This window comes from Fischerella muscicola PCC 7414 (genome assembly GCF_000317205.1).
Lineage (GTDB): Bacteria > Cyanobacteriota > Cyanobacteriia > Cyanobacteriales > Nostocaceae > Fischerella > Fischerella muscicola.
Genome location: NZ_AJLK01000020.1, coordinates 78236 through 93255 on the forward strand (window position 1 = coordinate 78236; position 15020 = coordinate 93255).

Sequence of the window (15020 nt, forward strand, 5' to 3'; positions counted from 1 at the left end):
CAACGACGAGATGAATGCAATCAGAGTATAGCTCATAATATTACGGGTAATCTGCATCATCAAGCAGTCGTTTCCCGAAGTTCAGGAATAAAACAGCCATTGAAAAAGCCTCATGACTGGTTTTTCCACTGGCAGTACCAAAAATTTAATTGTCTTTTAATATATTAAACATCATTTTTGGTGTACGATTTACGGTTCCATAAAAATTTTTGCAACGAAAAGTTATTATTTCTCCGTAAAACTCCACTCTATTTTACAAATTTTGCCATCTGCGTGGAAATAGTGAAATTTCGGAACTGGGGAGGTGGGGAGTAATGTAGAGACGCGCTGTTTGAAGCGTCTGGGAGTGTGAGGAGTAGTAAACCACTAACTACTATTGTACAGACGCGATTCATCGCGTCTGTACCCACTAACAACCAACCCTACCCTGACGGGAAGCCACTTCGTGTCTACGGGTTCGCCAGTCCCCCTACCCTTACGGGAAGCTACTTCGTGTCTACGTGACGGAGACCGCCTTTTTGGGGGGCTGGACTCACCACCAACCACCAACAAACTCTTGACTATTAACCATTGACAAATGACCATTGACTATTAACCATTGACCATTGACTCTTAACTAATGTCAGGTAAAAACATTCTCTTTTTAGTTCTCTTACTTTTCATTCCGGTTTCTGTGGCAGCCCACTTTCTAGAGTGGGAAGATTTGATTGTTTTCATTACAGCTGGATTAGCAATTTTGCCCCTAGCAGCTTGGATGGGTACAGCCACAGAAGAAATAGCTGTGGTAGTAGGCCCGACTCTGGGAGGATTATTAAACGCTACCTTTGGCAACGCCACAGAATTAATTATTGCGATCATTGCCCTGAAAGCAGGGTTAGTAGACGTAGTCAAAGCCAGTATCACCGGCTCAATTATCGGCAATTTACTATTGGTGATGGGTTTGGCTATGTTATTGGGTGGACTGCGTCATAAAGAACAGACATTTCAACCGATAGTAGCGCGGATGAACTCCGCTGCTATGAATTTAGCGGTGATTGCTATTTTGTTGCCAACGGCAATGAACTTTACCTCGCCAGGAATTGGTGAAAAAACCCTGCAAAATCTTTCCTTAGCAGTGGCTGTTGTATTAATCCTGGTTTATGCCTTGACACTGCTATTTTCGATGAAAACTCACTCCTATCTTTACGATGTGGGTGTAGCAGAAACAGAAGCTTTGGAAGTTGCGGATCACAAGCCCAATATATGGTTGTGGAGTGGGGTGTTGCTGCTATGTACTCTATTAGTAGCAATAGAATCAGAACTACTTGTGGATTCTTTAGAAGTAGCTACATCTAAGTTAGGCTTAACAGCGTTGTTTACAGGGGTAATACTTGTCCCTATTATTGGCAATGCTGCTGAACATGCTACAGCTATAACTGTGGCAATGAAAGACAAAATGGATCTTTCCCTTTCCGTAGCGGTGGGATCAAGTATGCAAATTGCTCTGTTTGTAGCTCCCGTGTTAGTAATTGTGGGGAAGATTTTTGGCCAACCTATGGATTTAGATTTTAGTCCTTTTGAATTGGTGGCCGTGGCTGTATCAGTTTTAATTGCAAATACCATTAGTTCTGATGGTAAATCAAATTGGTTAGAAGGCACATTACTTTTAGCAGCTTACATGCTTTTGGGATTTGCTTTTTACTTCTACCCAGTAGTTGATGGTATAAGTTAGAGAGTGATGGGTAATGGGTAATGGGTAATGGGTAATTGGTAAGAGCATCCATTATCGAACCCATTCCCTATTAAAAAGGTGATGGGCGGTGAGTCTAGTCCCCATCTTGGCTTTGACGTTTCGGGGAGACTGGTGTAGACGCCCGTAGGGTGGCTTCAAGGCAGAGTACCCAAGGGGATGTCCCTCACATCCAAGGGAGGATGGGCTTGCCGAAGACTTTCTATGACAGTTCTCTAAGCTGGTAGCAGATTATAATTGCCCAAACCTGAGCGCTACATTTTACATTTACAGTGTTTAATTTAAAAATTAAGCATAGAGATAATAAAGTATACTTAAGCTTACGCCTTTTTGCCTTTTTTTGTTTACTACAACTTGATAGTAGGCAGATATTAGCTCTATCTTATTAAAAATCAGATTTTTGTTTGCCATCTGTCAAGGGAGGCAATTTTAATATCGCACCGATTTTTTGAAAAAAATAACTATTTTTTTAGTTGCAAATACGCACTATTCCGGAACATTTACTATTTAGTATGTGAAAGAAAATATGGGCGTTAGTAAAATGAAATACCATGAGTGATATGGGTCTACTGATAATGGGCGTGTTAACAACAGGACAAGCATCTGTGCCCAATTTCCCGGATAATTTACCGGTTCAGCTAGACAATGACATAAACCAGTCAGAACAAAGTCAGTTATCTGAGGTTGTTCCTACAGATCAGATCACACCACCTGAATTCATACCACCAGATGGGCAGGTTTCTGTGGTGCCGTTAGCGATCGCATCAGATACACTAGATGACAATTATCAACTCAAAGACTTTGGTGAATCCAAAGATTCCCCAGTTGTAGCAGAACATACTGTTGCAAACAGTCTTGACTACTCAAATGTACAGCCAGAGTTCATTGCGATCTCTGAAGCCACAACAAATGACGACAATTTTCTAGTTGCTTTTACTTCCACTACTCAAGGTCAAGATATAAATAAATACACTGCTATTGGGCTAAAGTCTGTTCAACACCAGCCACACTATAGCGCAGGGGGACTTCCGCAATCGCCTCGTGTCAGAAGTAAACAACCCAGAGACTATAAAAGGGTGGCAAAATTCCCCAACTCACCTAGTCCAGCTTTACCAATTCTCGGTTTTGGTCATACAGGTGATGCTGTCAGAGTATTGCAACGGTTGTTACGATCTAATGGCTACAGAATCCAAGTGGATGGGATTTTTGGGGCTTTAACAGAATCAGCAGTTAAAGCTTTTCAAAATCGTCGGAGTTTAGTTTCAGATGGAATAGTGGGTCAAAGAACGTGGCGAGAGTTAACAAAGTAGTCATTTGTCATTTGTAATGAGTACTAACTATTAATCAATGACCAATGACCAATGACCATTGACCATTGATCATTGACCATTGACCAATGACTAAATTATCTATATTTATGCTGTTCTAACAATTGTTGCGCCCTGGGCTTGTAGATTAAGTAAAACAAAGCTTCAATATAACGCAACAAATCTTCTCGATTTTGTTTGGAAATAAAGTTCCAGAAACCATAAATCCGTGCTAGTGATAGCAGTTTGTTACTATGAATTTTCCAGGTATAGGTACTGTAAACCCGGTTTATTGCTTGTTGAGAAACTTCATACCAGTAGTTGGGATTTTGCTCACATTTACTGACAAAATTTAAAATTTTCGTGGCTGTTTCTTCTAAATGTGTAGGGTTGATGTAAAAGCCGTTGACTTGATCTTGAATAATTTCTAAAGGGCCACCAAACTGAGTTGCAAAAGTAGGTAAGCCAGAAATCATTGCTTCTAATATTGTCAAGCCAAAGGCTTCAAATAAAGCAGGTTGCACAAAAATTCCCTGGTGGTCAGCAATAACGCGGTAAACTTCTCCAGAATCGGTTTTAGATAGACGTACACCCAGCCAGCGAATTTTGCCTTGGAGATTATACTGCTCTATTATGCGGTAGAGTTTGACAATTTCTTCTCGTTCTTCATTGTCTGTTGATTCTTCTACACGCAACTTACCCGCTACTAAAATTAAGTTGCAATATTCCTGTAATTCTTGACTTTGCCCAAAGCATTCGGCTAAACCTGTGAGGTTTTTGATCCGGTCAAGACGGGCCATGGAAAACAGAGGGCGTTTGCTTGGATCATCAAGTTTGCCGAAGATATGGGCAGAATCTTCTAGAGTAAAAAGCATCTGTTCAATGCGTCGGCGATCGCTTTCTACTCGATCTTCAGTACGTGTATAGGGGAAGAAGTAATTCTCATTCACTCCCGGCGGTACGACATTGAATTTAGGACTAAATAATTCAATTCCATTGACTACATGGTACAAATCTGGCATGGTAAAGCACTTGTAAGATTCGTACTGTCCGATACTATCTGGTGTCCCAACGATTTCTTGGTAGGTACTGCTAATGATAAAGTTAGCAGCATTCATCACCAACAAATCAGCAGTGAATTGTAACGAAAAATGATACTTATCTTCTAAATCCTGCCAGTAAAGGTTACTGAACAAGTATTTAGATTTTTCCAAAGCATGGGCAATGATGCAGTGAGTGACGTCCAAGCGACGCGCCAACAAAAATGCTACTAAATTGCCATCTGAATAGTTACCAACTATGAGGTCTGGTCTACCTTGAAATTCTGCCAGTAGTTCTTTTTCTGCATCGATCGCATAGGTTTCTAGGTAAGGCCAAAACTCAAACCGAGAAATCCAGTTTTGCGTCATATTAGGATTAAATTCTCGCAAAGGTACACGCAAAATCCAAGCATTTTCTGTTCCGTGAACCTTTTCTAGACGTTGATTGCAAAGTGTATCCTCACTATTGGGGATAAGACGGGTGAGAATAATTACTTTTGGCTGGACATTCAATCCTTCTAAGCCTGCTAGTACCGCATCTTCTTGCAACTGCGTTTCTAGATTCCTAGCTTGGTCAAGTACATACACGACTTGACCGCCAGTATCAGGACGCCCTAATACCCCTTCTTGTCCAAACCACCCGTGGGGAGATACCAAGACGATTCTAAAAATCATCGGGATGCGCGAGATGAAGGCTTCTAGGGTTTGGGGATCGGGAGAATCGATCAATTGGTCAAGCATTTCTAGGCTTTCTTGCACACGGGCGGCGGTATTACCCCAACCCGGTTCAAAGCCCATCGTTTGCAATTGGAACCGAATTTCTTCGTAGGGTTCTTGACTGGGGCGACTACTGACGAAAGCGATCGCGGCTTTAATTTGTTGGGAAAGTTGCTGTTGAGACTGAATGCGATTATTTATCAGTAGCTGGATGCCGTTATATTGGTGCAGACTCAAGAAAATAAATAAACTTTCCTGCCATTGCTTGGGGTCTTGGAATAGCTTACTAGATAAGTAACGGTTGAGTAATTGTACTCCTTTGCCAATATTTTTTGGGTCGCGTAGAACTGGGGAGTAGTCGTAAAATGGGCCAAAATCCAATTCCAATAGGTCGCCTTCGTTGGGATGGAAGCGATTGACTAAGCGATCGCGCAGATCCAAAAGTTCCTGCACACTCATCGGTTCAACATTCAAATCATCCGTTAGTCGATAAACCTCTTGAGTGGCAATTTTGGGGCGAATAATAAAGCAAAAGCCAGAGATATCTTGAATGATTTCTTGGGTGTAATAGATGAGTTTACCTAAGTTTGATGAAGAACCAAAATGCTCAGGTTTTTGATAATTCGTGCAATATTCATTGTATACATTCAATATATCATTCCGTAGTAAATATTTTTTGTCTTGATGGCGTAATTCACTCAGAAATGAGCGCAAATCATTTTTTTCTTCGCTTTCGAGGACTGCTTGAATTAATTCAGACATACAACTACCAAAAATCTACCAAAAGATATTTGAATTTTGAGTTTGCATTCAGTTTTGAACTAGAAGAAAACATTCAGAAGGCAGAGGGCACAAGGGAAAGACAAACAAGCACTCGGTGTGAAATTGATTTATTGACGAATGAAAAAGTTCGTGCAAGACCCCCACGGGCAATTATGCTCACAACGAAGGAATGAAAACTTGACTCTTCCTACACCCATTTTCAAGACGATCTGAATATGTCTACATTTGCAGCTTCAAGTTGAGAAAATCCTTAATTTGATTCACAAAAACTGAAAATTAATTACTTTTTTAAATTTTCGTTGTTTAGCTTATATTTTTACGATTATCTTAATTGACGTGACTTTGTACTCTAACTAAAGACATAGTGTTATACATTTATTCGGTTACATGGAATTATTGACATGAATAAAGTTGGTAATGGGTAATAGGAAAAATATTCTACCCTAATCACCAATTATCAGTTAATTTATATACATTTGTGTTTGATTTCTGAAAATATAAATTTTTATCACAGTTGTAATTTACATCAGACAAACTTTTTCCTACTATTTTGTTGCAATCAATTGTTAATATCAAAAATCTAACTATTTCTCTATGATTATTGCAACAAAAGTTAATTTAATTGAGATTAAAATTATTCTTAGCTTAAACATCAGTAAATATAAATCAAGTTTTTTATGATACGACATATCTACCTAGTTTACCTATTTATAATTACAGCATGAGCTATTAAAATTTGGGTCGGTGCATATGAGTGAACGAACACACCAAGCAACAGCAGATCATAGTGTAGGCAACATTATGATAATCTCTTTCCTTGTCTTGTGCGGACTAACTGTCATATTTCTGCTAGGAATTTTTTAGTTAGGATTGAAGAATTTTGATTTTGTTAAAATTAATTCTCAAACAGCAGTCCAGAAAGGATCAATATTGGGCTGCTGTTTTGCATTATTTATTGGTTGTTTGTTGGTTGTTGTTTGTTGGTTGGAAATACTAACAATCTATTTAGTTGTTGGTTGTTGGTTGGAACTACTAACAATCAATATTTAAAAACTTAAAAAACAAAAAGCGCTTGGGAGTGTTGCCGTGTTTCCACCCCAGGCGCTTTTTGTTTTACACTTGCTCCTCACACACAACTAAAAGATATCACTACTTTTATATGATGACAAGTACTTTATAAAAAAATTTTTTACTCTTCATAATTTGCCAATTAAAAAGCGCCTGGAGTGTTACCGTGTTACCACTCCAAGCGCTTTTTTCTCTAAACTTACTCCTCACACACACAATTAAAGATTAACATTGTGCTTATCTATCTATCAGCATAATATAGACACTTTGACAAGTGTACCATCCTACTTTAGATAGATTAATGTAAAAAGTGACGTATGCCTGTGAAAATCATTACTAAACCTAGTTCATTTGCAGCTTGAATCGAATCTTGATCTCGCAGGCTACCACCTGGTTGCACGATCGCAATAATTCCTGCCGCCGCCGCAGTTTTGACAGAATCATCAAAGGGGAAAAATCCATCACTAGCAAGAACTGCACCTTTAGCCTTTTCACCAGCTTGTTCAAGGGCAATTTTTACCGAACCAACGCGGTTCATTTGTCCTGCACCAACGCCTAAAGTTGTGCGATCGCTACTCACAACAATGGCATTAGATTTGACGTGTTTGCAAACTTTCCAAGCAAACAGTAATTCTGCTAATTGTGTGGGTGTAGGTTGGCGTTCAGTGACGATTTGCCATCGACTGGTATCGGCAACAATATCATCTGCATCTTGCACAAGAAAACCACCTGCGATCGCTTTGACAGTTTCTTTGGGGCCACTGCTGAAATCTGGTAAAGTCAATACCCGCACTTTCGATTTAGCAGCCAGAATTGCTTTTGCGTCCTCTTCACATCCTGGTGCGACTACGCATTCTAAAAATGTTTTCGTTAACTCACCTGCTGTGGCAACATCAATCGGACGGTTAAGGGCAACGATACCACCAAAAGCAGACACAGGATCAGCATTAAACGCTTTTTGGTAAGCTGCGGCGATTGTATCTCCTTGAGCCGTACCACAGGGGTTAGTATGTTTGATAATCGTGGCAGCAGGACTATCAGTGAATTCGGTGATGATGCGGCGTGCTGCTTCTAAATCAACTAAGTTATTGTAACTGAGTTCTTTCCCTTGCAGTTTGCTAGCAGCAGCCCAACCTGTTGGGTTTACACCAGTTTGATACCAAGCTGCTTTTTGGTGGGGGTTTTCACCGTAGCGCAAAGATTGTAGTTGCTTGCCAGAAACAGTAAATTTTTCTGGTAGAGTCTGTGTTGGTTGTGTTCGTGCCAAGTAAGATGTGATCGCTTGATCATAGCTAGAAGTATGCAAAAATCCTTGCAACGCACATTTTTGACGAAATTCTAATGAAGGTTCTGTGTGCTGGCGTAATTCCTGCAAATACTCGTCATATTGGGAGGGATCACACAATACCGTCACATCCGCGAAATTTTTTGCTGCTGCCCTCAGCATAGCAGGGCCACCGATGTCAATTTGTTCTATTGCTTCTGCTAATGTAACATCTGGCTTGGCGATGGTTTCCTCAAAAGGATAGAGATTTACCACTACTAAATCTATCGGACGAATTTGGTTATCTGCCAAATCTGTCATATCTTGCGGAATTGATCGCCGTGCGAGAATTCCCCCGTGAATCCGCGGATGTAGAGTTTTGACTCGGCCACCTAATATTTCGGGGGAGCCTGTGTAATCGGCTACTTTTTTAACTGGTAATCCCGCATTTTTGAGAGCTTGAGCAGTACCACCACTACTAATTAACTCAAAGTCAAATTCTTCTACTAAACTACGAGCAAGTTCAATTAATCCAGTTTTATTGGATACACTCAACAGTGCAAGACGCGCCATAATTCCCCAGCTTTATTTGATTGGTACAAGTGAGAGCAGAAGATTATTTTACAAATTGCTGGAAGTTGTGAAGACAAGTTTTTGCACAGACGCCTTTGGCAAATATGTCAAAGTTGCGCTAAGGTCATCGATAAATCGGCATTTTTCCAAGCAGCTTGAAAACGCTTTTGTACTGCCTGCGCTGCTTCAGTTTTCCCTTGTGCTTCTAGACTCTGGGCAAGTCCTGCCAACGACCAGCCATTTTCTGGAAAGTGCTGCAAGTCTTGTTGGTAGACAATCTCAGCTTCTGCTGGTTTGTTAGCTTGGAGTAAAACTGCTCCCAGAGATTGGCGGACGGGGTAATGCCAAGGTGGGGGTTCGTCATAATTGAGTTTGTCTTCCAGATTGACAGCTGTTTTGAGGTGAGCGATCGCTTGATTATAATCACCTTGTTTCGCAGCGAGTTTACCTGTTAAAACTTCAACAGCTATTTTCAGGAGATCGGCTGTAGTGTTAATATCCCAAATTGTCACTTTTGTCAATGCTGGGTTAGTGGCGATCGCTTTTAGCTTTTCCAGTTCCTGGGTAGCTTCTTGAAATTGACCTTTGGCAGTAAAGGCTGTTCCCCGCGCATAGTGCCAAACTCCATTTACATACTGCAAATCTTTGGCTGGGGCTGTTTCTGCTAAAATCTCATCCCACTTACCAAAGCGAGTCATGGTATAAAGCGGTATGGAATAGTAATGTTGTAGTGTTCCATATCCAGGTTCTCGCATTTTCTGTTCATCTGCCATAGCGGCGGTATCATAGGCAGCTTGCATAGCCAGTTTTTCGTTGCCCTCCATTGTGGCGGCAGCCCAGAGGAAATGATGGTTATGTGGTACGTAGGCTAGAGGATACATACCTTGCTTATGGCATTGGGTAATGTATTCTTTGTCAGCAGCAATAGCTTTTTGATTGGCGACGACAGCATCGTGATATCGCCCGACACGGATATAAATATGTGACGGCATATGTACGAGGTGTCCAGAACCAGGAACTAAATTAGCCAGGCGATCGGCTGCTGCGATCCCTAATTCAGGTTTTACAGCTTCCACAGTATGAATATATAAGTGATTAGCCCCAGGATGATTAGGATTACGTTTTAATACTGCTTCCAATGTATGCAAAATTTCTTGAGTTTCTGGCTTGGGTTCGCCATTATCTTGCCAGTAATCCCAAGGCATAGTATTCATCACCGCATCAGCAAACAAAGTCGCTGCATCTAAATCGTCTGGGTAACGTTTCGCTACTTCTCGCATCGCGTTTGCATAAGCGATATTTAGAGATTTACGGTCTTCCACTGGTTTTGCAAAGTAGCGTTTTGCCAATGCTTGGATATAAGCTTTTTCTTTCTCACTCGCTTGATCACTCAGTTGCAGTGCTTTTTGTAGGGCTTCCCAAGCAGGAGACACAGCCTCATCAGTCATAGCAGCATTGATATTTGCACCAAGGACAAAGGCTACTCCCCAGTTACAAATAGCACAGTTTGGATCGAGTTTAGCTGCTTCTTGGAAAGAACGTTCAGCCTCAGCATGATTAAAACCATATGTCAGAATTAGACCTTGGTCAAAGTAGCGCTGGGCAAGTTGCGATTGTGTGGAAATTGGATGATGATAGTTGCCCAGATTATCAAACAGGGGGGCGGTAGCAGAATTCTGTAAATTTACAGCAGGACACCCTGATAAGCCAAGAGTAATGATCAGAGTTAATATAAATAAGATGCGGTACATTTTTTCTCCTCTGAGTTAACTGAATACCTTAATAAATAAGATTTTTGTTATTAGGATTTACGAAAAAATTTACCAATATTAATTTGTCAACAACTACCTTAAAGATAGAAGTCGTTGCTGGTTTTATGTATGAGATTAATATGGTTTAAAGCTGTGACAGATAATTATGTTTTCTGAGATCTTGTACTAACTGAATCTCCCGCCAAGAAATAAATTTCAAGGGCTTTGAGTCCAAGTCTACTAAAGTAGGCTAAAATCCATGCTAAAAAAATGTTTTTAGTCCTCTTAAGAGGACTTTTACTATTAGCCATAGGTTAAAAACCTATGGCAGTTTTTGATATGCTGCAAGATTTCAGTTTTAAAAAACGAACACCGATGCACACAGATGTACACAGATGCACACAGGTAGATTATCCATATGCGTTGATGTTATCTGTAAGTGTTTTTTTCTAAAAAATAAGTACACTGTTTCACACAAGCGCTACATCAGAGGTTTATTTAGTTTATTTATCTGAGTTAGTTTAGGATTTTACGCAGTGCTGTAGACTTGTTGCATCAATTCTTAAACTACCTTAATCCTTCGTAAAGGAGAGGAAGATTTGGTTTTATTAACTCTCTAAATTCTGCCACTCACTTTTGAGGATTCCATAATCAATAATGTCTTCGTATTGCCCCCATTTGAATATATGCTGACGGCGACATCCTTCATAAGTCATACCAAGTTTTTGCATAACTCGCCCAGATGCGGGGTTATGTGAAAAATGAGATGCAAAGATGCGGTGCAGCCCTAGTTTTTCAAAGCCATATCGCAATACTGCTTTGGCGGCTTCTGTACAGTAACCTTGTCCCCAATAGGGTTTGCCAATCCAGTAACCCAATTCTGCGTGGTTATGTTCTTGGTTAATTCCTAAACCGATCGCACCACACAATTTACCTGTATTATTTAAGGCGATCGCAAAGTTGACATCTTGACCTTCACTGAATGCTGTTGGATGAGTTTTAATCCACTCTAAGGCCATGCCATCTTCATAAGGATGGGGAATGGTGAGAGTCATTGCAGCAATTTCCCGCGCCCCAGCCAAACGTTGAACATCGTCTGCATCTGCAACGCAAAATGGTCGCAGAGTCAGTCTTTGGGTTTGCAGAATCGGTTGCTTAACCTGACAAACAGTGTTATCCATGCACTTTATCTAGGCTTTGTATGGTTAATGTAGCTATGTACTACAAATACATCAGGTCTATTTACGATTCCTCATTTGATCAAACACAAGCCGAGAAATATCTGGGAAAGCATTTTGACTAGCTGCGTAGGCTGGATCTTCTCCAAAAATAGCAATAAGATAACGAGTCTTGCGGTCTTTAGTTGCCACATAGGCGACTTCTTGACGAGATGCAGTAGTCCAACCTGCTTTGGAAGCAAAAACAATTTGATCTGCATCAGTGGCTAAAGATTCACCCAAAAAATTCTCTACAGGATTAAATTCATCTGGATTCGGTGGCTGTAGTTTCCATGCCTCAGGACGTAAATCTCTAATTAACAAATCAGCCATTTGTTCGCTATATTCAGGTCCAACAGCTTGACCTGTAAAAATTTCGTACATCAATCTGGCAGTTTGGTAGGTTGTAATTTTGTTGCGCCTTGGCTGACTAGGATTATCACCACGTAACTGTAAATCAGCGCCTTTGGGTTCTGTAACTTTTAAGTAAGCAATCGGATAAGTTTTTTGACTAACATTAATATTTTTATATCCAGCTTCTTGAAAGAAATAATTTAACGATTGTCGCTGTTTTTTCCATGTTTGAAATTGTTCGTCTGTTAATTTATTTTCAAAAGAATTAGTTCCACTAATGACATCAACTATACGACTAGCAGCATCGTTATCTGATTTCAATATCATTGCATTCAAATCAGAATTTATCGTGTGGTGCAATGGAACTAAACCTTGTTTGATTTTGGCTTCCAGAATAGCCATCCAAAATAGTTTAACTACACTGGCAGGATATCTAGGCACATCTTGTTGATAACCAGCAATTGTATCTGTATTTAAATCTATTAATGTAATGGATAAACTTTCTGTTGGTAGTTTTTTCTCCTTGACATAATCTAATATATTTTTTACGGTGCTACTTAATTCATCACTTTTTTTTAAATTAGGAGGTGTTTTGACATTATATATGAAATCTAAATTTGTTTTTGCTAATTGAGAAGATGATTCTAATGGTAAATTAACTGGTTGATTAGATGAATCAGGTTGATTAATAACAGGATTTTGAGTATTAATAATTGGCGGCTGAGTTGGAAAATTAGGTTGCTGTTGTATAGGCAAATTATTGACTGTTTCAGAATTTTTATTCTTCGCTCTTTGTGCTAAGAATAAGCTCAAGCCAAACAAACTGACTATTGTTAGTACAACTAAAGCAATGAGTCCGTAAAATTGTAAGTGCGGTAATTTCCTGAAACGAGATTTATTCATATTTGCAGTATATTTGCTTGGAGGTGGAGTTGTTCGGCGTTTAGCTATAGTTCGTTTGTTTTGGACATGTACCTTTTGTGGAGGTGAAACATCAATAAGACTTGTAGGCAAAACAGATTTTTGATTTCCTGCACTATTAAATTCTGCAATCCGCCTTTGTAATTCAATATTTGTTTGTTGTAAATTTCCAATAACTTGGTAAGCACGTTGTAACTTGGCTTCAAGTTCGGCGATTTTGCGATCGCGGCTATCTGGTTGTCGTTTGGATTGCTGATCCACAAGCTACACCTTGAATCACTACAAGGCAGAAATTATAAGGTATAAACTACAAAAAATTAACTTTTACGCAGAGTTCTAACAGTTTTATAATCTGCGATTTTGACTTGACCGTTTTCGGATTCTAAAGAGTAGCGCACCAATAGGGTATCAAAAGAAGTATTGGTTGGATCTGCTTTGCCATCTTTGATTAGCGTCCGTTCTTCTGTAATTTCCACTTCTATAGTTGCTTGATCGCCACTAGCTTTGAAATTTTTGACTGCATCAAGACTTTGTACTCCATAGTTGTAGTGAGCATTATTTCTCTGCAACCAATCAACAGAACTGAGACATTCTTCTTCCTTACTGCCATTTGCAAGACATAGATCAGGGTCATCTGTTTTTTTTATATTGTCTCTATAGGCTTTACCTGTGAGTAATTGTTCTCCTATATCTGTTCTGTAGGGAGGAGCAAATATTTCCCGCTTAGCTGTGATCCAATTCTTCAATACTTCTACAGCTGCTGTTTGGGAAATCGAGGCATTTGTAGGTGTTAAAACAATCGGAGTAGTTTCAGGAGATGAAGTTATGATCGGTGTGGGTGAATCAGAAATAACATTACGTCCTGGAGTAGAAATTGATATTGGTTGGGAATTTATCGAAGGGGTGACAGAAGGTGAGGTAGATGTTATTGGTGAAGGACTAATTCTTGTCACAGACTGATTTTGTTCAGAAGAATTATTTCTAAAAATCTCCATCATCCACCAACCACCGACGATAAATACGCCGATGACACTGCCTAAGATTACAGCTTGCTGCCAAGTACCTAAACCGTTTTGGTTTTGGGATGTAGTCGGTTGGGGGTAAGACACTTGCTGTTGGTTGTTAATTGTTGGTTGTTGGTTGTTGGTGGGTGGTTGGTGGTTGATTGTTGGCGGTTGCTGTACATATTGCCCTGGTGCTGGTACGGTATGTACTGAATTCTGGAAAACTGGTACTGTAGGTGCTACTGGTGTTGATCCACTTTGCAAAGCTGCCAGCATATCTCTAGCATTGAGATAGCGATCGCGTGGTGATTGTTGAATAGCTTTATCCAACACCATTGTGAAACTAGGACTGACATTCAAAGCATGAGGTCGCCATAGAATCTCACCCGTAGCAGGATCAGTTGCCAATTGTTGGGGAATCTTACCTGTAAGCAAATAAATTGCTGTTAACCCCAAACTATAAATATCGCTAGCAAACACAGGTCGTCCAGCAGTTTGTTCCATTGGCATATATCCTGGTGTCCCAATCACAATTGATCGGCTGGAGTTCCCAGAAGGAGTTACCACCGTACCCATTGTTTCTTTGACTGCGCCAAAGTCGATCAAAACTGGTTTGCTATCAAAACTACGAATCAGAATATTGTCCGGTTTAATATCCCGATGTACCATGCGCTTGCTATGGACATAATTGAGAATTGGCAAAATATTAATCAAAATATCTTTTACCGAAGTTTCACTCATTAACCCTTGTTGTTGCACTATTTGGGTTAAGGTGTGACCCTCAATATATTCTTGAACTAAATAAAACTGTCCATTTTCAATAAAGTAGGCATACAACTTAGGAATTTGATTGCTTCCATCACCCAATTCTTCTAGAATCGCCGCTTCTCGTTGAAACCGATCTTGCACCAGTTGGTAAACCTGCGGATTATCAACCACAGGTTTGAGTTGTTTAATCACACAACGACGACCAGAAGGCATCTGAGTATCTTCTGCTAAAAAAGTTTCTCCAAATCCACCACCACCAAGCACGCCCAAAAGCTTGTAGCGATTGTTTAACAGCGTCGGTGTGTTCATACTTTTTCCTACATAGTATTTATTTCAACATAGATACAGTTATTTCTCGAAAAATTCCAGAAAAATCAGTAATCAACTCACCTAAAGCCAAACCTAACAACTAACAACAATTAACAATCAACCACCAACGGAAAATCTATCTGTGTCTATCGGTGTGCATCAGTGTGCATCGGTGTTCGATTTTTTACAGCCATTTTCATTTAAATAGAACACAA

General features: G+C 39.9%; 8 protein-coding genes. 2 read left to right on the forward strand and 6 right to left on the reverse strand.

The annotated features are described in order from the left end of the window. Positions 1-619 precede the first annotated feature (619 nt). Both cax and UYI_RS0102975 read left to right on the forward strand, forming a co-directional pair. Entirely contained in the window at positions 620-1711 is a 1092-nt protein-coding gene (gene cax, locus UYI_RS0102970) for a calcium/proton exchanger (RefSeq protein ID WP_016865195.1), read from the forward strand. A gap of 569 nt (positions 1712-2280) precedes the next feature. Further along, on the forward strand, positions 2281-3039 hold the full coding sequence (locus UYI_RS0102975) for a peptidoglycan-binding domain-containing protein (RefSeq protein ID WP_016865196.1): 759 nt from the start codon (positions 2281-2283) through the stop codon (positions 3037-3039). Positions 3040-3134: 95 nt separating this feature from the next. Here the strand turns inward: UYI_RS0102975 and UYI_RS0102980 are convergent, their stop codons facing one another. The 6 genes from UYI_RS0102980 to UYI_RS0103010 form a co-directional block, all read right to left on the reverse strand. Continuing rightward, complete coding sequence (locus UYI_RS0102980; RefSeq protein ID WP_016865197.1) at positions 3135-5555, reverse strand: sucrose synthase; 2421 nt, start codon at positions 5553-5555, stop codon at positions 3135-3137. Between the two features lie 1387 nt (positions 5556-6942). Continuing rightward, the gene (gene purH / locus UYI_RS0102990) at positions 6943-8481 is read right to left on the reverse strand and encodes a bifunctional phosphoribosylaminoimidazolecarboxamide formyltransferase/IMP cyclohydrolase (protein WP_016865199.1); all 1539 of its coding nucleotides are present in this window, start codon (positions 8479-8481) and stop codon (positions 6943-6945) included. Between the two features lie 107 nt (positions 8482-8588). Next, positions 8589-10232: a tetratricopeptide repeat protein gene (locus UYI_RS0102995; protein WP_016865200.1), complete on the reverse strand. Its 1644-nt coding sequence runs from the start codon at positions 10230-10232 to the stop codon at positions 8589-8591. A 608-nt stretch (positions 10233-10840) separates the two neighbouring features. Further along, positions 10841-11413 (reverse strand): GNAT family N-acetyltransferase, encoded by a 573-nt coding sequence (locus UYI_RS0103000; RefSeq protein ID WP_016865201.1) that lies wholly within the window; start codon positions 11411-11413, stop codon positions 10841-10843. 57 nt (positions 11414-11470) lie between these two features. Then, positions 11471-12985 carry a serine hydrolase gene (locus tag UYI_RS0103005; protein ID WP_016865202.1) on the reverse strand — a complete coding sequence of 505 codons (1515 nt, stop codon included), beginning with the start codon at positions 12983-12985 and terminating at the stop codon, positions 11471-11473. A 56-nt stretch (positions 12986-13041) separates the two neighbouring features. Further along, positions 13042-14805: a protein kinase domain-containing protein gene (locus UYI_RS0103010; RefSeq protein WP_016865203.1), complete on the reverse strand. Its 1764-nt coding sequence runs from the start codon at positions 14803-14805 to the stop codon at positions 13042-13044. Between the last annotated feature and the right edge of the window lie 215 nt (positions 14806-15020).

Excerpts from the sequence above, each read along its gene's own strand:
- UYI_RS0103000 (WP_016865201.1), bottom strand. The coding sequence starts at position 11,413 with ATGGATAACACTGTTTGTCAGGTTAAGCAACCGATTCTGCAAACCCAA.
- UYI_RS0103010 (WP_016865203.1), bottom strand. The coding sequence starts at position 14,805 with ATGAACACACCGACGCTGTTAAACAATCGCTACAAGCTTTTGGGCGTG.
- UYI_RS0102975 (WP_016865196.1), top strand. The coding sequence starts at position 2,281 with ATGAGTGATATGGGTCTACTGATAATGGGCGTGTTAACAACAGGACAA.
- UYI_RS0102980 (WP_016865197.1), bottom strand. The coding sequence starts at position 5,555 with ATGTCTGAATTAATTCAAGCAGTCCTCGAAAGCGAAGAAAAAAATGAT.
- cax (WP_016865195.1), top strand. The coding sequence starts at position 620 with ATGTCAGGTAAAAACATTCTCTTTTTAGTTCTCTTACTTTTCATTCCG.
- UYI_RS0102995 (WP_016865200.1), bottom strand. The coding sequence starts at position 10,232 with ATGTACCGCATCTTATTTATATTAACTCTGATCATTACTCTTGGCTTA.
- purH (WP_016865199.1), bottom strand. The coding sequence starts at position 8,481 with ATGGCGCGTCTTGCACTGTTGAGTGTATCCAATAAAACTGGATTAATT.